The organism is Pseudomonas sp. SG-MS2, from assembly GCF_009933855.1.
GTDB classification, from domain to species: domain Bacteria; phylum Pseudomonadota; class Gammaproteobacteria; order Pseudomonadales; family Pseudomonadaceae; genus Aquipseudomonas; species Aquipseudomonas putida_E.
Window position 1 is genome coordinate 1 of record NZ_MOMO01000070.1, and the last position, 25,024, is coordinate 25,024.

The 25,024-nt window shown below is 64.9% G+C and carries 11 protein-coding genes; 6 read left to right on the forward strand and 5 right to left on the reverse strand.

Translation table 11 applies throughout. The annotated features are described in order from the left end of the window. Positions 1-71 precede the first annotated feature (71 nt). From BLX42_RS05685 to BLX42_RS05695, 3 genes are all read right to left on the reverse strand, one after another. On the reverse strand, positions 72-692 hold the full coding sequence (locus BLX42_RS05685) for a GAD-like domain-containing protein (RefSeq protein ID WP_161871320.1): 621 nt from the start codon (positions 690-692) through the stop codon (positions 72-74). Between the two features lie 93 nt (positions 693-785). After that, entirely contained in the window at positions 786-1,403 is a 618-nt protein-coding gene (locus BLX42_RS05690; protein WP_161871321.1) for a GAD-like domain-containing protein, read from the reverse strand. Positions 1,404-1,422: 19 nt separating this feature from the next. Continuing rightward, positions 1,423-2,766: a DUF6861 domain-containing protein gene (locus BLX42_RS05695; RefSeq protein ID WP_161871322.1), complete on the reverse strand. Its 1,344-nt coding sequence runs from the start codon at positions 2,764-2,766 to the stop codon at positions 1,423-1,425. A gap of 250 nt (positions 2,767-3,016) precedes the next feature. Between BLX42_RS05695 and BLX42_RS05700 the strand changes: the two genes are divergently transcribed. The 3 genes from BLX42_RS05700 to BLX42_RS05710 all read left to right on the forward strand — a co-directional run bounded on the left by BLX42_RS05700 (position 3,017) and on the right by BLX42_RS05710 (position 6,547). Continuing rightward, positions 3,017-3,700, forward strand: coding sequence for a response regulator transcription factor (locus BLX42_RS05700; RefSeq protein WP_012315384.1), 684 nt, complete (start codon positions 3,017-3,019; stop codon positions 3,698-3,700). After that, positions 3,697-5,019, forward strand: coding sequence for an ATP-binding protein (locus BLX42_RS05705; protein WP_012315383.1), 1,323 nt, complete (start codon positions 3,697-3,699; stop codon positions 5,017-5,019). The genes BLX42_RS05700 and BLX42_RS05705 overlap by 4 nt, the downstream gene beginning before the upstream one ends. Positions 5,020-5,155: 136 nt before the next feature. After that, the gene (locus tag BLX42_RS05710) at positions 5,156-6,547 is read left to right on the forward strand and encodes an aspartate aminotransferase family protein (RefSeq protein ID WP_115274259.1); all 1,392 of its coding nucleotides are present in this window, start codon (positions 5,156-5,158) and stop codon (positions 6,545-6,547) included. An 88-nt stretch (positions 6,548-6,635) separates the two neighbouring features. On the opposite strand, the gene BLX42_RS05715 is transcribed toward BLX42_RS05710, so the two are convergent. Beyond that, positions 6,636-7,766, reverse strand: coding sequence for a cupin-like domain-containing protein (locus BLX42_RS05715; RefSeq protein ID WP_046785273.1), 1,131 nt, complete (start codon positions 7,764-7,766; stop codon positions 6,636-6,638). A gap of 181 nt (positions 7,767-7,947) precedes the next feature. Between BLX42_RS05715 and BLX42_RS05720 the strand changes: the two genes are divergently transcribed. The 3 genes from BLX42_RS05720 to BLX42_RS05730 all read left to right on the forward strand — a co-directional run bounded on the left by BLX42_RS05720 (position 7,948) and on the right by BLX42_RS05730 (position 24,150). Further along, positions 7,948-18,162 carry a non-ribosomal peptide synthetase gene (locus BLX42_RS05720; RefSeq protein ID WP_161871323.1) on the forward strand — a complete coding sequence of 3,405 codons (10,215 nt, stop codon included), beginning with the start codon at positions 7,948-7,950 and terminating at the stop codon, positions 18,160-18,162. Next, positions 18,159-21,254: an amino acid adenylation domain-containing protein gene (locus BLX42_RS05725; protein WP_161871324.1), complete on the forward strand. Its 3,096-nt coding sequence runs from the start codon at positions 18,159-18,161 to the stop codon at positions 21,252-21,254. Before BLX42_RS05720 ends, BLX42_RS05725 begins: the two co-directional genes overlap by 4 nt. Positions 21,255-21,615: 361 nt before the next feature. Beyond that, a complete protein-coding gene (locus BLX42_RS05730) occupies positions 21,616-24,150 on the forward strand; it encodes a TonB-dependent receptor (RefSeq protein ID WP_161871325.1) in 2,535 nt (844 codons plus the stop codon). 144 nt (positions 24,151-24,294) lie between these two features. On the opposite strand, the gene BLX42_RS05735 is transcribed toward BLX42_RS05730, so the two are convergent. Continuing rightward, positions 24,295-25,024: alpha/beta hydrolase (locus BLX42_RS05735; protein WP_161871326.1), on the reverse strand; the 730-nt coding region annotated here is incomplete at its 5' end.

The window sequence follows — 25,024 nt, forward strand, 5'->3', positions numbered from 1 at the left end:
GTGCAGGACGCCGGAGTGTTGCAGGACGTCGACCGGCCCGAAGCCGTCAACCGCTGAGCACGTCGTTCTGCCTATTCATTTTCTTCTTCCTCTTCGTCGAGGTCATACGGCTGAAGGTCAGCCAGTTGCGCGAGCAGAATCAAATGCACTTCGGCATCCAGTCGCTGAAGGCGCTCCGGCTCGGCAGAGCCTCCCAGCATCAGGGCAGGTACGAAACCGTACATCTCGCCGGCCTCCAAATCGCCCACTGTTTTTCTGGCCTCGTCGAAAAGCCCCAGGCCGATGTTTTCTGTCATGGCCCGCATGAGCAAGCTTTGGATTTTGTTGTCCCGTTCTTCGCTGTTGGCGCTTGGCACACTCAAGAAGTACCGGGAATGGTAGGCCGCAATGGTCAGGAGCGAGCCGGTGTTTTCACCCCATAGGTACAACTCGCCGAAAGCGCTGTGGGCAATGAGGTGGTATGTGTCGTGGGTGGTGCCACCCAGCCAGGCATCGACTACGGATTCGTATTCACGTGGGTTTACCAGCCAGAAAAGGCCACTGCCGTAGCCGCACCAACCGTGTTCTTTCCAGTAGTCGAGGAGTTGGTTGGGGAGTTTGCCTTTGTAATGTTCGAGGGCGGATTGAGGAACGGGTTGGTGGCCCGTACGGTCTCCGAAGGCTTCGAGGAAGATGGAGAAGACTACGTTCATTGGTAAATTCCTTTTTAGGGTTTTGTGTGTGAAGTTCTACTGTTTGTTATGTGAGAATTGTCAAGCGTTTGGCGGAGGCTCGTTTGTGTGCCATTAGAAGTCGGAGAATGAATAGGGTTCAAGGGGTGAAAGCTGAGAGAGTAGTGTCAAGTGCTCCACTGTCTTGACTTTTTGAATGTTTTCAAGCCTGAGTGTTCCGCCGAACGCAAGTGCGGGGATAAAACCATACATTTCGTCAGGTTCAAGGCTGCCTAATTTGTTTTTTGCTGGCTCGAAAAAATTCCCGAAATCGTTGGATTCTCGATCCATTAATAGAAAAAATCCCTGTACCTGTTTGTCCGAGTCATTTGTTGCGGATGCTTGAATTCGGCCGCAGTAATTTGATGTGTACGGTACGATATCTAACGAAAAACCGGATCTTTCGCCATATAGGTAGAGGTCGCCAAAAGCGCCTCGCGCGATGATGTGATAGTTATCCCGGCCTTGGAGTGGTGTACCTTCTATGAGCGAGGCAACTACACCTTCGTAGTCCTGAGGATTAACTGTCCAAAATATCCCCTCGCCATACCCGCACCAGCCGTGCTCGATCCAGTAGTCCAATAATTTTTCTGGGAATATACTTCGGTAGCGTGCTATGGTTGATGGAGGAACTTCCTGTCTGAATATAGGTTCGCCCATTTCCTCTATGAAGAGCGAGAAGATTTCGTCCATATTCATGATCCTTGATTTGTTAGCACTTATGCAGTTTGATGTTTAGGAAGCTAGAGGCGCCTCCCGCCTTGGACTGTTGCTTGACAGATTGCACGAGTACTCCAATTTTGCTTTTCCACTGAGGGTCTATGCTCGAATTGACTTGCCTGTCGCCAAAATCACTAATGAGGTCTTTGCCGCCAGCGATCAAGTCTGGATTATGCAATGCTGCAAGAGAAGACATTGTTTCTTTTGCCTGTTTTGTTGACAGTTTTTTTGCTTCGATAGGACTCATCTGCTCAGCCAAATCGCGATAAGCCCTCTTTCTCAGATCATCATACAATTTCTTTCTTGCTTTTCTGGCTATGTTTGGGTCTCGTTTTGCAGGGTTAGCAATATTTTCCAAGAATTCCTCAACTGTGAGGCGATTTAGCCCATCCTGCTGTCCCTTCAGTTGCCGTTCGAACTCAATGTGCTTAGAGGCTGGCAATTTATCCGCCTTGAAGCAAGCCACAGTATGCAACGGCATGCTTTTGGGCTTGCCCTGGGAAGACTCCTTGTCCTTCCCCGCAGGGCGATTCGCCTGCGCAGGCTGCGGATGATCCAGCGCCCCCTTACGTCGCTCCGGCACCTGCAAATCCGGCCGGTTCTTCAGCCCCTCTTCATGCTTGAGCATCCATTGCCCAAGCCGCCCCCCCTTGCTGCTGGCCGCCATCTCCTGCGCCAGCACCCGGGCATCGCCCCGACCACGTGTGAGGTAAGAAACGATCGCCCCCAATAGCAGAACCACCACTTCCACATGGCCCCAGGCAATGTGATGGGCCGCCCTGGAAATTGCATGCGGATCATCCCGCCCGAAAGGGTTAAGGCTTTCGTCCCGTGTGCCCTCCCAGACGATGCGGATGCCATCGATGTAGTACTCGCCGATCCGGGGCAAACCGTCGATGAAGAACTCGGCAATGGAGGCAAGTCCCAGTGCGCCCAGGATCCAGCCACTGACCTTGAGGCCCATCGCCGCGCCAGCGCCGGCCAGGGGAATGGCCCCTGCACCGGCGCCGAATGCCCCGATCCCGGCGCCAATCGCGCCGCCGGTTAACGTGCTGCCGACGACGATCATCGCCATCTGCCTGACGACGATCAGCAGTTCGTCAATGATGCTGGCGATCTCCAGGTCGGCGAAGCGCTGGCGCAGCATGTGCGCGGCCTGCCATTCGGCCTGGTTGAAGGCGGACTGCAGCGCCCTGAGCCGGCGCAGGTTGAGTGACAGTGAAGCGACCGGCTGGTTATGGTGGGTGCGGAAATGGGCGCCTCCCTGATAGCCCACTTTATCGATGATCCGCGACTCGATCTCGTGCCATGACGGCACCAGGTGGCTCAGAAACATGTGTGTCTCCCTGACAACGCTGTGCAGGGGGAAATCACATCATGGGTTGGAGGTGATCATTTCCGTAAGCCTTGTAGGAAATGTCTATATCGTCTGCGAAAGGATATGATCATGGTGCAAAATGATCGATGCCCATGTCTGAGGCCGGGGACTTGGATGCCATGCCCACCATGGCCGAAAAAAGGCCCATAATCCCCAGTTAATCCCTTCATAGTGCAATGCCAGCCACACCACTCCGGGAGCACCCACCATGCACGTTCTGCTCTGCGAGGACGACGACCTGATCGCCAGCGGCATCTGCGCCGGCCTCACCGCCCAAGGCCTGACCGTCGACCGCGTAGCCAACGCCGGTGCCGCCCGGGCCATGCTCCAGGCGGCGCAGTTCGACGTGATGATCCTTGACCTCGGCCTGCCCGATGAAGACGGCCTCAAGCTGTTGCGCCGCTTGCGTCAGCAGGGCATCGACCTGCCGGTGCTGGTGCTCACCGCGCGCGATGCGGTCACCGATCGGGTCGACGGCCTGCAGGCCGGTGCCGACGACTACCTGCTCAAGCCCTTCGACCTGCGCGAGCTGGCCGCGCGCCTGCACACCTTGCTGCGCCGGGTTGCCGGGCGGGCGGTGAACGTGATCGAGCATGGCCCGCTGCGCTACGACCCCAGTAGCTGCGAAGCGACCCTGGCCGGCCAGCCGGTCGACCTGTCGCGGCGTGAGCAGGCCTTGCTCCAGGCGCTGCTGCAGAACCCGGGCCGGGTGCTGTCCAGTGAACAGCTCAAGGACTGCGTGTACGGCTTCAGCGACGAAGTCGAAAGCAACGCCCTCAACGTGCATATCCATCACTTGCGCCGCAAGCTTGGCAACAGCATCGTCGAGACCGTGCGCGGCCTGGGCTACCGCCTTGGCCCGGCGCAGGCGCCAGAGGAAGCCGCATCATGAGCCTGCGGGTACGCCTGAGCCTGATTCTGGGCAGCGCGTTCATCATCATTTGGGTGCTCGCTGCTGCCTGGATGCTGCGCGACCTGCGCCAGCAGATGATGTTCTCCCTCGACCAGCGCCTGGTGGCTTCGGCGCGCATGGTTGCCGGGCTGATCGACCAGTTGCCCAAGCCGCTGACCGCCAAGGGCGAAGAGGCGCACTTTTCCGCCGACCAGTTCACCGTGCCCGACGGCATGGCCTGCCAGGTAAGTTCGCTGCGCGGCGAGATTCTTGCCAGCAACCACAAGCATGATGGGGGCATGGACGATGAACAAAGCGGCTTCCGCGACCAGACCATCGACGGTGCACTGTGGCGTACCTTCACCTACAACCATGGCGATGTGCGCATCACCACTGCCGACCGTCACATGGAGCGCGAGGCACTTAACCAGTCGATCCTGCTGGCAGCTTCGGCGCCGGTGCTGATGGCCTTGCTCGGCAGCCTGGGGCTGGTGTGGATCGGCCTGGGCAAAGGCCTGGAGCCGCTCAATCGCATGCGTGACGCCTTGCGCAGGCGGCGTGCCGACAGCGTTGAGCCGTTGCAGGTGGCGGGCTTGCCCAGTGAGTTGCAACCTTTGCTCGACACCCAGAACCAGCTGTTTCTGCGCATCGCCCAGACCCTTGAGCGCGAACGGCGGCTGACCGACGACGCCGCGCATGAACTGCGCAGCCCGCTGACGGCGATCAAGACCCACCTGCAGGTGGCCCGCATGACCGATGGCGCAGTGCGCGAACAGGCGCTGGAACATGCAGAACAGGGCACCGACCGCATGCACCGGACCCTGGAACAGCTGCTGCTGCTGGCGCGGGTCGAAGGCAGCCTGTCGTTCGAAGATGGCGTGCAGTGCAGCGCCGAACAGGTCGCCCGGCAGGCCGTGCAGGATGCCGGTGGGGGTGACAACCGGCGCATCGTTCTGCGCCTGCCCGAGCAGGCCACGCAGATCTACCTCGGCATGCCGGCCCCGCTGGCGGTGGCGGCGCTGCGCAATCTGCTGGACAACGCTCTGCGCCATGGCGGTGATACTGAAGTGGAACTGGAGGTGCAGATGGCCGACGGGCAGATTGGTTTCATGGTGCGCGACCATGGGCCTGGTATTGCCGCTGATGACCTGCAGCACTTGACCGAGCGCTTTTGGCGCAACGGCCAGAGCGGTGGCTGCGGGCTGGGGTTGGCGATTGTTCAGGCGATCGTGCAGCGCTGTGCCGGCAGCTTGCGCTTCGACAGCCAGAGCGATGGCTTGCGGGTGGTGCTGCAAGTGCCGGCGCGCTCGGGGGCTTGATCTTCGCCGCCTGTACCGGCCCCATCGCCGGTACAGACCCCAAAAAATCCCATAACAAGCGCTAAATCCTCCCCCCAGCCAAGCGTTTTCCAAGCGACAACTACCCGCACATTCGCTTGCTTGCGAGGATTTACCCATGTCGACTGCTTCCAGCCTTGCCCAGGTCCCGCCGGCCAGTGCGCCGCAACCGCTGTACGAGTTCACCGAGTCGCCCCTGCTGCAACGCCAGCAGCAACAGGAATCCAACGCCCGCAGCTATCCGCGGCGCATCCCGCTGGCACTCAAGCGCGCCCGTGGCATCCATGTCGAAGATGTCGAGGGCAGGCAGTTCATCGACTGCCTGGCGGGCGCCGGCACCTTGGCCCTGGGCCACAATCACCCGGTGGTGATCGAGGCCATCCAGCGTGTACTGGCCGATGAAATACCCCTGCACACACTCGACCTGACCACGCCGGTCAAGGACCGCTTCGTTCAGGACCTGTTCGGCATCCTGCCCGAAGCATTGCGCCGTGAAGCCAAGGTGCAGTTCTGCGGCCCGACCGGGACCGACGCCGTGGAGGCAGCGCTCAAGCTGGTGCGCAGCGCCACCGGGCGCAGCACCGTGCTGGCCTTCCAGGGCGCCTACCATGGCATGAGTCAGGGCGCGCTGAGCCTGATGGGCAGCCATGGCCCCAAGCAGCCGCTGGGTGCCTTGCTGGGCAACGGGGTGCAGTTCATGCCGTACCCTTACGATTACCGATGCCCGTTCGGCCTGGGTGGCGAAGCCGGGGTCAAGGCCAACCTGCATTACCTGGAGAACCTGCTGCTCGACCCTGAAAGCGGCGTGCCGCTGCCCGCTGCCGTGATCCTGGAGGTGGTGCAGGGCGAAGGCGGGGTGATTCCTGCCGATGTCGAATGGCTCAAGGGGGTGCGCCGTATCACCGAGCAGGCCGGTGTGGCACTGATCGTCGATGAGATTCAGAGCGGTTTTGCCCGTACCGGGCGGATGTTCGCCTTCGAGCACGCTGGCATCGTGCCGGATGTGGTCACCCTGTCCAAAGCCATTGGTGGCAGCCTGCCGCTGGCGGTGGTGGTGTACCGCGACTGGCTCGACACCTGGAAGCCGGGCGCCCATGCCGGCACCTTCCGTGGCAACCAGATGGCCATGGCGGCGGGTTCGGCGGTGATCAACTACCTGGTCGAGCATCGGCTGGCCGAGCATGCCCAGGCCATGGGCCAGCGCCTGCGTGATCACCTGCAGCGGCTGCAACGCGACTATCCGCAGTTGGGCGATATCCGTGGGCGTGGCCTGATGCTCGGGGTCGAACTGGTCGATGTGCAAGGCCCGCGCGACGTGCTGGGCCACCCACCGGCCAATCGCGAACTGGCACCCAAGGTACAGCGCGAATGCCTCAAACGCGGGCTCATTCTGGAGTTGGGTGGGCGCCACGGTGCGGTGGTGCGCTTCCTGCCGCCGCTGATCATCAGCGCGCAGCAGATCGATGACGTGGCGCAGCGCTTTGCCGAGGCACTGGCTGCGGCGGTCTGAGCTCACGAGGGGGCGCGTTGCGCCCCATTTCTCGGCAAGCCCGCTGCCACGGGAGTTGGCGCGGCATGCCTGTCGCGTCCTGTGCCGCTTACCAGCCGCGCCCGGAGTTGACCCAGAAATTCACCGACAGCGATGTCGACACCGACTCCACTTGGTGGAACCAGCCTTCGGGCAGGAACAACAGGTCGCCGGCTTGCAGCAGCACGCGCAGGAAGGTCACCCCGCGCGCGTCAGGGAAGCGCTGGTAATCCGGCGCATCGGGGTTGAAGTCGCACCCGTCCAGGCCGCCCTTGGGTGAGGTCGACCAGGTGCCGAGTGCCGGGCGATGGTGCGGCGCTGCCAGGATGAACGACTTGTCCCCCCACACCTGGGCGAACAGGTTGTCGGCATCGTCGCGGTGCAAAGGGGTGAGGGTGCCTTTGGGGCCGATCCAGATGCGCGGTGCGATGTACAGCGAGCGCTCGAAGTAGGGCGGGTACTGGATCAGCTCAAGCAACTGCGCAGGCACGATGTTGTTGCCCATGTAAGCCGGTGGCTCGCCGTTGCCGGTGCGTGGCTGCGGGTTGTCCAGCGAGTTGATGAAATCTGCCATGGAAGTGGAGCGAAAGTCGCGCTCGGTGGAGAAGGTCTTCTTCACATAGTCGCCATGGCGGGTGATGCCCTGCAGTTCGGCGAAGTGCTCCAGCGAAGCCTGGCGCTCGAGGTTGAACAGCTTCCACTCACGCAGGGCGTCACTGATCACCACCGGTGTGCCGTACGGCAGGAAGTTGCGCTGGAAGCGCTCGGCATCCAGCTGCGCGGCGGGGATTCTTTCTACCTCGGTCAGCTGTGGCAGGCTGGCCGACACACGTTCGCTGTAGCGCGGTGGCGTGACATGGCGCTGGTTCATGTCGGTCTTCTGCGCCGTCACCCCCTTGCGCGCCAGGTCGATGATTTGCGGCAGCAGGGTGGCCAGGCCCAGGTTGCCGCCGATTTTCAGCCGGCCGCCAGCAAACAGCTCTTCGACGTTGGCGCTGCCGGCCATGATGCCCAGCAGGTCTTGCTGGGTGACTTCGATGGTGACATCCGGCGTGGCATGCCGACCGGCCTCGGTGCGCGGCTGGGTACCAGCTTCGCACCAGTAGGCCTGCTGCGGGCCGAAGATGAATTGGAAGGTGCCTTCGACGCCGACGGCACCGGCATTGGCGAACAGCTTGCTCAGCAAAGGTTGCAGTTCCACGGCGCAGCCTCTTCGTGGGGGGAGGGGTGTGAGAACGGAACGAAGGGCGGGCTGCGAAATTTAGCGCGCTGCCCGGCGCTGGCCAGGGGGTTGGCGGTGTTAATTTTTTGCAGGTTGTATCCGTTTCGTAGGGATAGCCGGGCACTGCCCGTGGTACCCCACTCGTACGGAAAGCAAGCTGATGAATCCCGAAAAGTCCCTGCAACTGGCCCGCCGTTTCATTGAATTGCCGCTGGAAAAGCGCCGCCTGTTCCTTGAAACCCTGGCCAGAGAGGGCATCGACTTTTCCCAGTTCCCTATTCCGGCCGGGGTGGCGGCGCAAGACCGTCTTGCACCCTCGTTCGCCCAGCAACGCATGTGGGTGCTCTGGCAGCTGGATCCGCACAGCGGTGCCTATAACCTGCCAGGTGCGGTCCGCCTCAAGGGGGCACTTGACGAGGCCGCCTTGCAGCAGGCGTTCAGCCACCTGCTCGAACGTCACCAGAGCCTGAGCTGTGTGTTCCAGCAGCAGGCCGATGAGCGCCTGTGCCAGGTGCACCGCCCGGGCGCGCCGCAGATCCAGCGCCTGGACCTGCGCGAGCTGGCCGAAGACGCCCGCCAGGCACGGGTGCAAACCGAGGTCGAGGCCGAGTCGCTGTGCCCCTTCGACCTGGAGCATGGCCCGTTGCTGCGCATCCGCCTGCTGCAACTGACTGAGCAGGACCACGTGTTGCTGCTCACCTTGCACCACATCGTCGCTGACGGTTGGTCGATGAATGTGCTGATCGACGAATTCAGCCGCTGCTATGACGCCTGCGCCGCTGGCACACAGCCGCAACTGCCGGCGCTGCCGATCCAGTATGTCGATTACGCCCTGTGGCAGCGGCGCTGGCTTGAAGCCGGCGAACTCGAACGCCAGCTGGCCTACTGGCAAGCCACGTTGGGTGAAGAGCAGCCGGTGCTGGAGTTGCCGCTCGACCGCCCACGCCCGGCCGCGCCCAGTTTCAAAGGCAGCCGCCAGGAGCTGGTGGTGGACACGGTGCTTGCTCAGCAACTGCGCAGTTTTGCGGCGCAGCACAACCTGACGCTGTTCATGGTCCTGCTCGGTGCTTTCGGCGTGCTGCTGCAGCGTTACACCGGCCAGTGCGACCTGCGCATCGGCAGCCCGGTGGCCAACCGCAACCGCGCAGAAGTCGAGGGGCTGATCGGCCTGTTCGTCAACACCCAGGTATTGCGCCTGCAGCCGGATGCCCAAGCTGACGCACTGGCCTATTTGCAGGTAGTGCGGCAAACCGTGCTGGGCGCCCAGGCCCATCAGGACCTGCCCTTCGAGCGCCTGGTCGATGCGTTGAAGGTGGAGCGCAACCTGAGCCACGCGCCGTTGTTCCAGGTGATGTACAACCACCAGCCACAGGTGGCCGACCTGGCTGCGGTCACGCTGGGCTCTGGCCTGGAGCTGTCCGCACTGGAGTGGCGCAGCCGCACCACCCAGTTCGATCTGAGCCTGGACACGTACGAGCAGGGTGGCGTGCTGCGCGCTGCGTTCACTTACGCGACCGACCTGTTCGATGCGGCGACCATCGAACGCATGGCGGGGCACTGGCTCACCGTGCTGCGTGAATTGGTGGCTGACCCTGCACGCCCGCTGTGGCAACTGCCCATGCTCGACCCGGCCACCCGCCAACGGGTGCTGCAGGACTGGAACGCCACGGCTGCCAGCTACCCGCTGCAGTATGGCGTGCATGAGCTGATCGAGGCTCAGGCGCAGCGCACCCCGCACGCGCCGGCACTGCTGTTCGCCGACAGCCTGCTCAGCTACGCCGAGCTCGATGCCCAGGCCAATCGCCTGGCCCATTACCTGCGTGGTCAAGGTGTGGGCACCGACAGCCTGGTCGGGGTCGCGGCTCAGCGCAGCATCGAGATGGTCGTTGCCTTGCTGGCGATCCTCAAGGCCGGTGCGGCCTATGTGCCCCTGGACCCGGAGTACCCTGAGGAGCGCCTGGCCTACATGATCGAGGACAGCGGCATCGGCCTGCTGCTGACCCAGCAGGCGCTGCTCGACAGCCTGCCGCTGCCGCACGGTGTGCAGTGCGTGGCGCTCGACGCCCTGGTGCTGGACACGATGCCGGACAGCACCCCGGGTCTCAAGGTCGAGCCGACGCAGCTGGCCTATGTCATTTATACCTCCGGCTCTACGGGGCGCCCGAAGGGCGCGGGTAACAGCCACCAGGCGCTGACCAACCGCCTGTGCTGGATGCAGCAAGCCTATGGCCTGGACGCCAGCGATACGGTGCTGCAGAAAACCCCGTTCAGCTTCGACGTGTCGGTGTGGGAGTTCTTCTGGCCGTTGATGACCGGCGCCCGCCTGGCCATCGCGGGGCCGGGCGAGCACCGCGATCCGCAACGCCTGATCCGCGCCATCGAGCACTACCGGGTGACCACGCTGCACTTCGTGCCTTCGATGCTGCAGGCCTTCATCCATGAGCCCGGTGTGCACGCCTGCAGCACCCTGTCGCGCATCGTCTGCAGTGGCGAAGCGCTGCCGGTGGACGCCCAGCGCCAGGTGTTCGCGCGTTTGCCTGCAGCGGGGCTTTACAACCTTTATGGCCCCACCGAGGCTGCCATCGATGTCACCCACTGGACCTGCGTCGAAGAGGGCAAGGACAGCGTGCCTATCGGCCAGCCGATCGCCAATATCCGCACCTATGTGCTCGACGCCGGCCTTGAGCTCGTCGCTGTCGGTGTGGCCGGTGAGTTGTACCTGGGCGGGGTGGGCCTGGCGCGCGGCTACCACCGCCGCCCAGGGCTGACGGCCGAGCGCTTCGTCGCCGACCCGTTCGGCACCGGCGAGCGCCTGTACCGTACCGGTGACCGTGTGCGCCAGCGTGCCGACGGTGTGATCGAGTACCTGGGGCGCTTCGATCACCAGGTGAAAATCCGTGGTTTGCGCATCGAGTTGGGTGAGATCGAGGCGCGTCTGGCCGAGCATGCGCTGGTACGCGAGTGCGTGGTGCTGGCCCTCGATGGTCGCCGGTTGGTGGCTTACCTGGTGCTCAATGCAACGCCTGAGGGCTGGCAAGGGCAGCTCAAGGACTGGCTGCTGCAAAGCCTGCCCGAATTCATGGTGCCCAGCCAGCTGATACCACTGGACGGCCTGCCGCTGACACCCAACGGCAAGCTCGATCGCAAGGCCCTGCCACAGCCCGAGGCCGGGGCACAGGGTACCCATGTTGCGCCTCAGAGCGCGGCCGAACGCCAGCTGGCAAAGGTCTGGTGCGAGGTGCTGGGCACCGCCCAGGTGGGCCTGGACGACAACTTCTTCGAACTCGGTGGCGACTCGATCATTGCCATCCAGGTCGTCAGCCGCGCCCGTCAGGCCGGGCTGGCGCTCAGCCCGCGTGACCTGTTCCAGCACCAGACGCTGCGCGCTCTGGCCCAGGCTGCGGGCAGCGTGGACAGCCGCCAGGCCGACCAGCGCCCGGCTGAGGGCGAGGCACGCCTGACCCCGGTGCAGCTGCAGTTTTTCGACACGCCCATGCCGGTGCGCCAGCACTGGAACCAGGCCGTGCTGCTGGTGCCCCGCGAACCGCTGCAAGCGGCGCAGCTGCAGCAGGCCCTGGCTCAGGTGGTGGCGCAGCACGACGCCTTGCGCCTGCGCTTCACCCAGGCTGATGGCCAATGGCAGCAGCACCACGCGCCGGCCTCTGCTGGCGTGCCGCAGCTCTGGCATCGCCAGGCAGGCAGCGAGCAAGCGCTGGCTGCATTGTGCGATGAGGCCCAGCGCAGCCTGCGGCTCGATCAGGGGCCATTGCTGGCGGCGATGCTGGTGGCCATGGCCGACGGCAGTCAGCGCCTGCTGCTGGTGATCCACCATCTGGTGGTCGACGGCGTTTCCTGGCGCATCCTGCTCGAAGACCTGCAACGTGCCTGCCTGGGCCAGCCGTTGCCTGCCCGGACCAGCAGCTACCAGGCCTGGGCCGAGCGCCTGGCCGGGCATGCCGACGCCTGTGCGGGGCAGCTCGATTACTGGCTGGCACTTGGCGAGGCCGGGGCGCAGGCGCTGCCACGTGACCGTGCGGTAACGCAGACGCGCGTGGCGGATGAGCGCAAGGTACGGGTCAGTTTCCCGCCGGCCTTTACCCAGGCCCTGCTGCAACAGGCGCCGAGTGCCTACCGTACGCAGGTCAACGACCTGCTGCTGGCGGCCCTTGCCCGTGCCCTGTGCAACTGGAGCGGCAATCAGCAGGTGCTGGTGCAGCTCGAAGGGCATGGCCGTGAGGAGCTGTTCGAGGATATCGACCTGACCCGTACCGTGGGCTGGTTCACCAGCCTGTATCCGGTCGCCTTGCGCCCGCAAGCACAGCCCGGTGCCTGCATCGCGGCCATCAAGGAACAACTGCGCGCCGTACCCCAGCGTGGCCTGGGCTATGGGGTGCTGCGTTATCTGGGCACACCGGCGCAACGCGAGCAACTGGCGCGCCAGGCGCAACCGCGGGTGACGTTCAACTACCTGGGCCAGTTCGACAGCCAGTTCGAGAAGGGTGCGCTGTGGCAGCCCGACCCTCAAGGGGCCGGGCAGGGGCAGGATGGCGACGCGCCCCTGGCCAACTGGCTGAGCGTGGAGGGGCAGGTCTACCAGGGCGAGCTGGGCATCAGTTTCGGCTACAGCCAGGCGATGTACGACGAGGCCACCATCGACGCGCTGGCCAGCGATTTCGCCAGCCAGCTGCGCGCCTTGGTCGATCACTGCCTGCAACCGGGGGTTGCCAGTGCCACGCCGTCGGACTTCCCGCTGAGCAACCTGGACAGCACCGGGCTCGCCGCCCTGGCAGTGGACCTGGCCCAGGTCGAGGACATCCTGCCGCTGTCTCCCTTGCAACAGGGCCTGCTGTTCCACTGCCTGCATGCGGCCGCCGCCGGCGACTACATCAACCAGTTGCGCCTGGATATCGACCAGCTCGACCCGCAACGCTTCCAGGCCGCCTGGCAGGGGGCGCTGGACACCCACGCGGGGCTGCGTGCCAGCTTTCACTGGCCGGTCGACGTGCAGCAACCCGTGCAGGTGATCCGCCGCCAGTTGCAGCTGCCGTTCAGCCAGCTCGACTGGCGCGACCAGGCCGCGTCGGCCCACCACCTGCAAATCCTGGCCGAGCAGCAGCGCCTGGCCATGGCCGCGACTGATCAGGCGCCCTTGCTGGGCATCACCCTGGTGCGCCTGGGCGAACAGCGCTGGCACATGATCTACACCCATCACCACCTGCTGCTCGATGGCTGGAGCCATGCCCGGTTGCTGGCTGAAGTGATGCAACGCTACCGTGGCCAGGCACCCCGCCAGGCACCTGCGCATCCACGTACCTACCTGGCCTGGCTGGCCACGCGTGACCGCCAGCAGGACCAGTCGTTCTGGCAGGCGCAGCTGCAGGGCATGCAGGCGCCAACACTGCTCGCCAGCCAGCGCCGCAGCGTTGAAGCGGCTGGCTACGGCCTGTGGCAGCAACGCCTTGGCAGCGCTGCATCGGCGCAGATCAAGGCGGCGGCGCGGGCGCGCAAGGTTACCGTCAATACATTGGTGCAGGCGGCCTGGCTCTTGCTGCTGCAACGGCACTGCCGTCAGGACACCGTCTGCGTCGGTGTTTCGGTATCGGGGCGGCCTTCTCAGTTGCCGGGCATCGAGGCGCAACTGGGGCTGTTCATCAACACCGTGCCGTTGGTGGCCGCCCCGCGCCTTGAGCAGCGCCTGGACGACTGGCTGCAACAGCTGCAGGCCAGCAACCTGGCACTGCGCGAGCACGAATACACGCCATTGGCCGACATCCAGCGCTGGGCGGGCAGGGCTGGCGAGGCACTGTTCGACACCTTGCTGGCGTTCGAGAACTACCCCGTGGCCGAGGTGCTGCAAGGTGGCGGTGACGGGCCGCGCTTCGGTGTGCCGGCCAGCCACGAGCAGCCCCACTACGCCCTGACCCTGTCAGTGGGCATGGGTGAGCAGTTGCAGGTCGACTATCGCTTGCGCCACGACGCTTTCAGGCTGGCCGACGTGCAGCGCCTGGCTGGCCAGTTTGGCCACCTGTTGCAGGCGATCGCTGGCGCGGGTAACCCATGCCTGGCTGAGCTGAGCCTGCTGGATGCCGCCAGCCGTCAGCGTTGCCAGGGTCAATGGCAGGCCGCTGACGGCAGTGTTCCGGCACTGGGCGTGCACCAGCTGATCGAGGCCCAGGCGGCGCACAACCCGCGCGCCGTTGCGGTGGTTGCCGAGGACGGTACGCTGGAATACGGCCAGCTCAACGGCTTGGCCAACGCCTGGGCGCAACAGTTGATCGCGCGGGGTGTCGGCCCCGAGGACCTGGTAGGGCTGTGCAGCGAGCGAGGCCTGGCGATGGTTGTCGGCCTGCTGGCGATCCTCAAGGCCGGTGCCGGCTACGTGCCGCTGGACCCGCAATACCCTCGTCAGCGTCTGCAGGACATGCTCGACGACAGCGCCGTCAGGCTGGTGCTGGGCACCCGTAGCGCCGCGCAGCCACTGGCGCTGGCAGGCACGGCCCAGTGGTTGTGGCTGGACCAGCCCCTGGCGCCGCAGGACGATAACCCTGCGCCGCGAGCCACCGCCGACAACCTGTTGGGGTTGATCTACACCTCCGGCTCCACCGGTCGCCCCAAGGGTGTGGCCCTGACCCATGGCGCCATCGCCGCGCACATCGCGACCATGGTCGGCCAGTACCAGGTGACGGCGCAGGACCGCTTCGTGCACTTCGCGTCGATCAACTTCGACTGGGGCACTGAGCAGTGGCTGTTGCCGTTGAGCCAGGGCGCCTGCTGCATCGTGCGTGGCGATGAGATCTGGACCGCGGCCCAGGCATTCGAGGTGATCGAGCGCGAGCGCGCCAGCGTGGTCTACTTCCCCACCCAGTACGCCTGTCAGCTGGCCGAGTGGGCGCATCAGCAGGGCCGGGCACTGCCGGCGCGCTGCATGAACGTGGCCGGGGAGGCGCTGGCGCGTGAAGGCTTCGAGCGAATCCAGGCCCACTTGCAGCCGCAGCGTATCGTCAACGGCTACGGCCCTACCGAAACAGTGATCACCCCGCTGCTGTGGCAGGCCGACGGGTCTACCCGCATCGACACCGGCTATGCGCCGATCGGAACGCCGGTGCCGGGGCGTACCGCTTACCTGCTCGATGCAGCCTTGCAACTGCTCGATACCGGCACTGACGGCGAGCTGTATATCGGCGGCCCATGCCTGGCGCGTGGTTACTTTGGCCAGGCGGCGCTGACCGCTGAACGTTTCGTGCCCGACCCCTACGACACGGTCGGCGGGGGCCGCCTGTACCGCAGTGGTGACCTGGTGCGGCAGCAGGCCAACGGCGAGCTGGTGTTCATCGGCCGCCTGGACCACCAGGTGAAAATACGCGGTTTCCGCGTCGAGCCCGGTGAAGTCGAAGCCTGCCTGCTGGCCCTGCCTGAGGTGCGCGAGGCCGTGGTGATGCCGGCCGGTCAAGGTGCCGACCTGCACCTGGCCGCCTGGCTGGTACCGGTCAGCGGTTCGCAGGCCGATGCCGGGTTGCGTCAGCGCATCCTCGACGCGTTGCGCGCCGTGCTGCCGCCCTACATGGTGCCGTCACGCCTGCAACTGCTCGACAGTTTGCCGCTGAACCCCAACGGCAAGGTCGACCGCAAGGCATTGCCGTCGATCGAGGTCGACACCTCTGAAGCAGCGTTCAGTGCGCCCCTGAATGCGCTCGAACGCGAGGTCGCCCAGGCCTGGGCCAGTGTGCTGGGCAGGCGTGAAGTGGGCCGTTTCGAGCACTTCTTCGAGGCCGGTGGCCACTCACTGCTGGCCACGCAGGTGGTGGCGCGGCTGCACCGCGACGGCCACACTGGGGTCGGTGTACGCGACCTGTTCAGCGCCCCGCGCTTGTGTGATTTCGCTCAGCGCCTGCGCCAGGCGCAGCCGGTAAGCGATACCGGCCCGCAACTGCGCGCACTGGGCGCCAAGGCCAGCGCACCGCTGTCGCTGGCCCAGCGCCGGTTGTGGATTGCCGAACAGTTTGCCCAGGGTAGCGGGGCGTACGGCATGCCGCTGGGCCTGCGCTTGGACGGGCCGTTGCAGCCCGCATGCCTGAAGCAGGCATTGCAGGTGCTGGTGCAGCGCCACGAAGTGCTGCGCAGCGCGGTGGACTGTGACGACGAAGGTGAACCGCTGCTGGTGATCCAGGCGGCGGTCGACCTGGACCTGCCAGTGGACGACCTGAGCCTTTTGGCTGCCGCCGAGCAACAGCTGCGCGTGCTTGAAGCGCAACTGGCCAACGTGCGTCAGCCGGTGCCCCTGGACCAGGCGCCGATGCTGCGTGCACGCCTGCTGCGCCTGTCCGGCGACGCCCATGTGCTGCTGCTCAACATGCATCACATCATTTCCGATGGTTGGTCGATGGCGCTGATGGTCAACGAACTGATCGCCAGCTACAGCGCCCTTGCCCGTGGCCAGGCGCCCGTGCTGGCGCCGCTGGTGCTGCAGTACTCCGACTATGCGCTATGGCAGGCCGAGCGCGAGCGTGCCGGGCTGCTGCAGGCCCCGGCGCAGTGGTGGCGCACGGCCTTGCACGGTAGCAGCGGGCGCTTGCAGTTACCCACTGACTTGCCGCGCCCGGCCAAGGCGTCCCAGGCGGGGGAGAACCTCTATCACGAGCTGCCGCCGGCTACGGTCGTGGCGGTACGCGAACGGGCCGCGCAATTGGGCGTGACCCCCTACATGCTGCTGCTGGCGGCGTTCCAGCTGCTGATGCACCGCGCCAGCGGCCAGCACGACCTGCTGCTCGGGGCGGATGTCGCCGGCCGCGAACACCCCGACCTTGAGGCGCTGATCGGCTTCTTCGTCAATGTCCTGCCACTGCGCTCGCAACTGGACGAACAACTGGACTTCGCCGCGTGGCTTGCGCGCACCCGCACCACCTTGCTCGATGCCAGCGAGCAGCAGGCACTGCCGTTCGACCTGATCGTCGAGGCTGCTGGCGCGCCGCGCCACCCAGGCATGAACCCGCTGGTGCAGGTGCTGTTCGTGATGAACGACATGCCGCTGGCGCATGGCGGCCTGGCCGACCTGAGTGTGCAGGTGCTGCCGCAGGCGGGCGGCTATTCGAAATTCGACATGGCGCTGTTCATCGACCCGGTCGCGGACGGCTGGCGCGTCACCTGGCAGTACGCCACACAGCTGTTCAAGGCAGAACGGGTCCAGGCACTGCTGCGTGGCTGGCTGGACATCCTGGGCCAGGTGCTGGGCAACCCACACATCCAACTGAGAGAGATCACTATGGCGGTTCACAGTGAAATCGTGGCGGCGCCTGCCGCCGCCGGCGGGCAACCCAAAAAAGACAAGCTGGGCAGTTTCCTCAAGCGCGGCGCCGGCACGCCAAGCCGGCCGGCCAGCGCAGTGCGCGAGGCTGCGATGGTGCCGGGGCAGGCGTTTCCGTTGCTGATCGAACCGGTCGATCCCGGCGTGAGCCTGACCGACTGGGTGGTGAAGCACCGTGCCGAGATCGAACGCAAACTGGTGGCTCATGGCGGCATTCTGTTCCGCGGTTTCGGCTTGCAGACCCCGCAGGACTTCGAGGCCTTCGCCGAGGCTGTGCAGCCTGGGCTGTACGGCCAGTACGGTGACCTGCCTAAGAAGGAAGGCGGCAAGAACACCTACCGCTCCACGCCGTATCCGGAGCAGAAGATGATCCTCTTCCACAACGAAAGTGCCCACCAGGACCGCTGGCCGCGCAAACAGCTGTTCTTCTGTGAACTGCCTTCGCCGGTTGGCGGTGCCACCCCGGTGGTCGATTGCCGGCAGATGTATCAGCGCCTGCCCGCTCCCCTGCGCCAGCGTTTCGAGGACAAGGGCCTGCTCTACGTACGTACTTTCACCGACAAGCTGGACGTGTCCTGGCAGCATTTTTTCAAGACTGACTCGCGCGCGGATGTCGAGCGCCGTTGCCAGGCGTCAGGTATCCATTGGCGCTGGCTGGACAACGACGAATTGCAGATCCGCACGCCTTGCCCGGCGGTGATCGAGCACCCGGTCAGCGGTGAGAAGAGTTTCTTCAACCAGGTGCAACTGCACCACGTGTTCTGCCTGGATGCCGACGTGCGCGAGGACCTGTTGGCGCTGTATGGCCTGGAGCGCATGCCGCGTCAGGTTTACTACGGCGATGGCAGCCCGATCGAAGACGCCGACATGGCGTTGATCGGTGAGCTGTACGAGGCGTGCGCGGTGCGTTTCGACTGGCAGGCCGGTGACGTGATCCTGCTCGACAACATGCTGGCCGCACATGCCCGCGACCCGTTCCAGGGGCCACGCAAGATCGTCGTCGCCATGGGCGACATGATGCAACGTGCCGACCTTGAAACCCTCACCTTGAACCGCACAGGAGTGCAAGCATGAACATCACTGTCGAAACGAGCGGCCTGCCGTTGTTGCCCATGCAGGTGCTCGAGCTGACTGCACTGCCTGCCCGCTGGCAGGACGCGGCGCGCTGCATCACCTTGCAGCTCGACAGCGTGCCGGCGCCCGCCGCGCTGCGGGCTGCCCTGCAGCTGTGGCAGGGCCAGCACGACGCGCTGCGCCTGCGCATCGGCCAAGCCGCCGGTTATCGCGGCCTGCGTCAGTTTTTTCAGCGCGAGGCGGCAGCGGTGGACCTGACGTGGCTGGCGGCGGGCGATACCGCCGGCCGCCAGGCCTGGTTCGAGCGTGAGGTGGATGTGCAGGCCGGGGCGGGCGTCGCCGTGCTGGTGTGCGAGCAGGCCGAGGGGCGCTGCCAGTTGGTGCTTGGTGTGCTCGCTGCGCTGGTTGACGCTGCCAGCCTGCCGGCCCTGGCTGCAAGCCTTGCGGCGATCTGCCAGGGCACACTGGGAACAGCCGAAGACGGCGATTTCGAACAGTACCTGCAGTGGCGCAGCGAGGTGGTGGTGGATGAAGACGCCAGCACTGCGCGCAGCTACTGGAACGCGCTGAACGGCAAGCCCGCAAGCGCCCAGCAACTGCCCTGGCGCCCCCCGCAAGGCAGCCCGCGCGGTGAGCGCGCGCAGGCCCGCGCCGCGCTTGACCCGGCCGTTGTGCAGCACTTGGCCGGCCTTGGCCTGCCCTTGGACATGGTGTTGCAGGCAGCCTGGTGGCTGCTGCTGGCGCGGCTCGATGGTCAGCCTGCGCAGGTGGTGAACTGGTGCCACGACAGCCGCGGCGACTACGCCTATTTCGCCGACAGCGCAGGGGTGTATCACAAGCAGCTGCCGGTGCTTGTCGACTACCAGGCCGAGCAGCCACTGCGTACCTGGCTGCACGGCCTGGCCGCGCAGTTGGAGCAGCATGCCGTTTGGCAGGAATACTTCACCCCCGAGCACACGCCCGCGCTGGAGCCTGCCGCCATCGGTTTTCGCCTGATCCCCGCCTGCCCGCCGCTGGCCGGTGGTTGGCAGGTAGTGGGCATGGACGCGCCGAGGGTCGGCCCCGACCTGCTGCTGCAAGTCGACAGCGACCGCGCAGCGCCACAGGCGCTGTTGCAGTACTGGGCCTCGTGGCACAGCCCGGCACTGGCGCAGCTACTGCTCGAGCAGTACGTAATGCTGCTGGCAAGCATCGCTCAGACGCCAGATGCGGCCTTGGCCAGCCTGGGCCTTGTCGGTGAGCAACAGCGTCGCCTGGTGCTTGAGCGTAACGCCCTGGCTGCACTGCCAGCGGTCACCGAACTGCTGCCGGAACGGGTCGTCCGCTGGCTGCGCGAACAGCCCCAGGCGCTGGCGATCATCGAGCAAGGGCAGGGATGGAACTGGCAGCAACTCGACCAGCTGGCCACTGCGCTGGCCGCGCACCTGCAGGCCCAGGGCGTTGGCAGCGCCAGCGTTGTCGGCCTGGCCCTGCCGCGCTCGGTGCACTGGCTGGCGGCGGTGCTGGCCTGCTGGAAGTGCGGCGCTGCATACCTGCCGCTGGACCCGCTCTGGCCCGCAGCGCGACGCGAGCAGGTCAGCCGCCTGGCCGGCGCGCAGTTGCAGATCGATGCCACGCTGTTCGAGCAGTTGGCGGACACCTCTGCGCCGTTCGAGGCGCAAGCGCTCACGGCCAATACGGCGGCCTATGTGCTGTTTACCTCGGGTTCGACCGGTGAGCCCAAGGGGGTGGTCATCGAACACGGGCAACTGGCCGGGTACCTGCAGGCCGCTGAGCAGGCCTTGGACCTTTCGGCCTGCAGGCACTTTGCGTTCAGCGCCACGGTGGCGGCTGACCTCGGTCATACCAGCCTGTTCGGCGCCTTGCAGGTTGGCGCCACCTTGCACGTTGCCAGCGACGCAGTGATGCAGGACCCGGCGGCCTTTGCCGCGTTCGTGCGCAACGAAGGTATCGATTGCCTGAAGATCGTGCCGTCGCACCTGGCGGCGCTGCTCGACAGCGCGCAGCCCAGCCTGCCAGCGACCCTGGTACTGGGCGGCGAAGCGCCGAGTGCGCAGTTGCTGGCGCGCATCGCACGGCTGGCGCCTCAGGCTCGGGTGTTCAACCACTATGGCCCGACCGAGGCCACCGTCGGCGTGCTGGTCCAGCCACTGCGGGCCGAGGCGCCGATGGCGAGCCTGGGCCAGGTGCTGGCCGGCAACCGCGTTTACTTGCTGACGCCTGCAGGGCAACTGGCGGGCGTGGGTGAGCTGGGTGAACTGCATGTGGCCGGGCGCCAGTTGTGCCGGGGCTATCTGGGGGACGAGCAGGGGGCGTCGCGCTTTATCGACAACCCATTGCAAGCCGGCGAGCGCCTGTACCGCAGCGGTGACCTGGCCCGTTACCAGGCCGATGGCAGCATCCTGCTGCAGGGGCGGCAGGATCACCAGGTGAAGATTCGCGGGTTCCGTGTCGAGTTGGCCGAAGTGGAAGCGCGTCTGCTGGAGATCGACGGGGTCGCCCAGGGGGCGGTGCTGGCGATCGAAACCCAGCCCGGGCAACTGGAACTGCTGGCTTGCTACGCCGTGCACGGCGAAGCCGAAGGGCTCGATGAAGCCTCGCTGCGTGCGCGGCTGGCCGAGTGCCTGCCAGCGGCCATGGTACCGACGCAGCTGCGTTGCCTGCCGAGCCTGCCGCGCCTGGCCAACGGCAAGCTCGACCGTCGCGCGCTGCTGCAGCTGCTGCAGCTGCCGCAGCAGGGCGGCCAGCAGGATGCCCCACAGGACGCATTGCAGGCGTTGCTGGCCCAGCGCATGGCGCAGTTGCTCGGGCGCGACAGCATCGGTATCCACACCGACTTCTTCGCTGCCGGCGGCCATTCGCTGCTGATCATCAAGCTGGTGGCTGGGATCCGTAAGTTGTTGAACTGTGAAGTGGCGCCGGCGCTGGTCTTCGAGCACCCCACAGTGGCGGGGCTGGCCGAGGCATTGCAGGCCAGCGAGGCAAGCCGCGGGCAGTTGCTCAAAATTGCCCAGGCGCGCCTGCAACTGGAGCGCATGAGCCCTGAGGAAAAGGAGCAGATGCTGGCCAAGGCGAAGAACGTTACGGCATAGCTCAGACAGCGTTTGATAGGGCTGCTACGCAGCCCATCGCCGGCAAGCCGGCTCCTACAGGTACAGCGCAGGCCTCAAGAACCGCGCTGAACCTGTAGGAGCCGGCTTGCCGGCGATGGGCCGCAAATCTATTGACCGACTGGCATTAGCCTTCCGGTTTTTCATGAGTGCGAGGTTAGGCAGCCCCGAGCCATCGACAAATTGAACGCAAATGAAAAAAGTTATCAGTTTTTTTCACGTTCGTGCGTCTTACCTGTAAGCCGCTGAAAACGCGTCGCTCGAACGCGTAAGGCCCTTATAGAAACGGTACGTCGAGACCGTCACCTACACACTCATAGAACAGTCGGAGTCAGTTGCGCACATGAAGTCCAAACGTATGCGAAACAAGGGGGCAGCCTTGGCCGCCGGGCCATCGAAGTGGAGCCTGCGGGCTTCGGCGCTGGTGCTGAGCCTGGCCATGGTTCATGCCCATGCCCAGCCGGTTGCGGTGGACATCGCAGCCCAGCCATTGGACCAGGCCCTGATCGCCCTTGGCCAGCAGACCGGCCTGCAGATGGTCTACTCGCCCGACCTGGTCAGCGGCAAGCGTGCACCCAAGGTCAGCGGCACCATGGAGCCGGACCAGGCCCTGGCGCAACTGCTGGAAGGCGCAGGCCTTACCTACCGCATCGAGAACAATTCGGTCCTGTTGATCAGCACCGACACCAGTGATGTCGGCGCCGGTGCTCTGGTTATCGGCGAAACCACCATCATGGGCCAGGGGATGGGCCAGGCTACCGAGAACACCGGCTCCTACACGCCGGGCCTGACCAGCGTCGGCTCGAAGAGCCCGACCTCGTTGAAGGAAACCCCGCAATCGGTATCGGTGATCACCCGCCAGGTCATCGAAGACCGCCAGTTCACCGACATCAACGATGCGATGAAGGCCGTGCCGGGTGTGACCGTGCAGAGCAACACCTTCCGTATCCAGGACTTCTATTCGCGCGGCTTCCCGATCCAGAACATCCAGCTCGACGGCGCCGCCCCCATGGCGTTGGGCACCACCGCCGGCAGCTTTTACGCGTCGAACATCTACGACATCGCCGAGTTCGACCATGTCGAAGTGCTGCGTGGCGCCAGCGCACTGTTTGGCGGCACCGGTGACCCGGGCGGTATCATCAACCTGGTGCGCAAGCGCCCGCTGGACTTCTACCAGCTCAAGTTCACCGCCTCGGCGGGCAGCTGGGACAACTACCGCAGCGAGCTGGACGTGACCGGCCCGCTGGGCTTCGATGGCAAGCTGCGTGGCCGTATGGTGGTGGCCTACCAGGACCGCCAGTACTTCGTCGACAACCGGGCCACCGACAAGCCGTTCTTCTATGGCGTGCTTGAAGCCGATGTCACCGACGACACCATGCTCACTGCAGGCTTGCGTTTCAACAAAGTCCACGAGACCGGCACCGCCTCGGCCGTGCCACGCTACAGCAACGGTGCAGACCTTGGCCTGCCGCGCCATAACGGTCTGTCTACCACTTGGGCGTACGCGGACGGCTTCTCCCGCGAGTATTTCGCCAAGGTCGACCATCGCCTGAACGATGACTGGAAGCTCAACCTCAGCTACACCAACATCTACGACACCATCACCACCAACAACGCCACCACGCTGGGCTCTGTAAACCCGGTCACCGGCACCGGCGTGACCCGCTACGGCACCTACAACACCCAGTGGAGCGAGCAGAACCTCTGGGACGTCAACGTCTCCGGCGACTTCAGCATGTTCGGCCTCGACCACCGCCTGGTGGTGGGTGGCGACTATCAAGAGATCGACAGCCGCTGGCGCGGCACTGGCCGCTTCACCACTGCCGGCGGCCCGGTCAATGTATTCGACCCCGATTCCACCCCATGGGATGATCCAGGCGCCCGGCCGGTCATCAGCCGCGACTACAAACCCAACAGCCAGACCCAATACGGCTTGTACTCGAGCCTGCGCCTGCAACTGGCCGAGCCGTTGCACCTGATCGTCGGTGCCCGTGCACAGCGCTACAAGTTCGACCAGACCTACCAGACGGCAGACGCCACCGGGTCGACCTGGACCCAGCAGTCGCGGGTGGACATGCGCGAACCGACCAAGGTCACCCCGTTTGGCGGCATCGTCTATGACCTGACGGACGAATGGGCGGCCTATGCCAGCTACGCCGAGATCTTCAAGCCACAGCAGAACCTGCTGGCCGGGCCTGCGACCTCTGGCAGCACCCTCGACCCGATGACCGGCAAAACCTACGAGACCGGCATCAAGGGCGAGCTGTTCGGCGGTGCGGTCAACACCAGCATTGCGCTGTACTACACCAAGCGTGAAGACCAGGCGGTGCAGGACCCGAACTACCCGTTGAGCCAGGTGGCATTCGGCGGTAACTGCTGTTACGTCAATGGTGGGGAAACCATCAGCAAGGGCATCGACATGGAAATCTCCGGCGAAATCCTGCCGGAATGGATGATGATGGCCAGCTACACCCTCAACATCAACAAGAACCGCGACACGGGCTCTGCGCTGAGCACCGTCACGCCCAAGCACATGGCCAAGCTGTTCACCACCTACCGCTTGCCGGGTGTGCTGAACGACTTCCGCGTCGGGGGGGGCGTGGACATCCAGAGTGCGACCAAGGTCAGCGGCACTGCAGCGACTTACGACAGCCTGGGCAACGTAGTGCAGTCCAGTGTGCCTTTCGAATACCAGCAGAGCGGTTATGCGATCTGGAACGCGATGGTCGACTACCGTATCGACGAGCACTGGAACGTGACCCTCAACGGCAACAACCTGTTCGACAAGAAGTACTACCAGACAGTCGGTACCTCGACCTACGGCAACTACTATGGCGATCCACGCAACTTCATGCTGACGGTACGGGCGACGTACTGATTTCAGTCAGCGCAATCAGGGCTGCTGCGCAGCCCATCGCCGGCAAGCCGGCCCCCACAGGTACAGCGCAGTTCTTGAGGTCTGCGCTGTACCTGTGGGGGCCGGCTTGCCGGCGATGGGCCGCAAAGCGGCCCCAGATTCGCATCAGGCCAGCACCTGCTCCAACCAGCATCCTGCCGCGGCATACACCTCGCCAGTCGCTCCGGTGATCCCCGACATGCGCAGAAAGTCGTGGGTCAGCCCCGCCTCTATGCGCAGGGTGGTCGGTGTGCCGCTCGCCTCAAGCTTGCGCGCATAGTCCAGGCCTTCATCGAACAACGGGTCGTACTGGGCCAGGTTCACATACGCCGGCGCCATGGCCGGCAGCGCCGGGTGCAGCAGAGGCGAGGCGCGCCAGTCATTGTGCGCCTGAGCGGCGCCCAGGTAATGGTCATAGAACCAGTCCAGTGTGCCGCTCTCCAGCAGATAACCCTCGGCATACCGCTGGTGCGAGGCGCGCCGGGTATTGCTTTCGGCCACAGGGTAAAACAGCAGCTGCGCTTTCACTGCCATGGCCTGCGGGTGTTGCGCGGCTTCGATCGCCAGCACCGTGGCCAGGGTTGCCCCCGCGCTGTCGCCGGCCAGCACCAGCGCGCTCGGCAGGCCCAGTTCGGTGGCGCTGTGCTGCAGCCAGCTGGCGGCGTCCTGGCAATCGTGCAGGGCCGTCGGGAACGGCTGCTCCGGCGCCAGCCGGTAGTGCGCAGCGAACACCGCATAGTCACCCAGGCAGGCCAGGCGCCGGCACACGCAGTCATGTGAGTCCAGGCTGCCGACCACATAGCCACCGCCATGCAGGTAGAGCAGGGTGGCCTTGGGCGTGACGCCCGGGCGCACG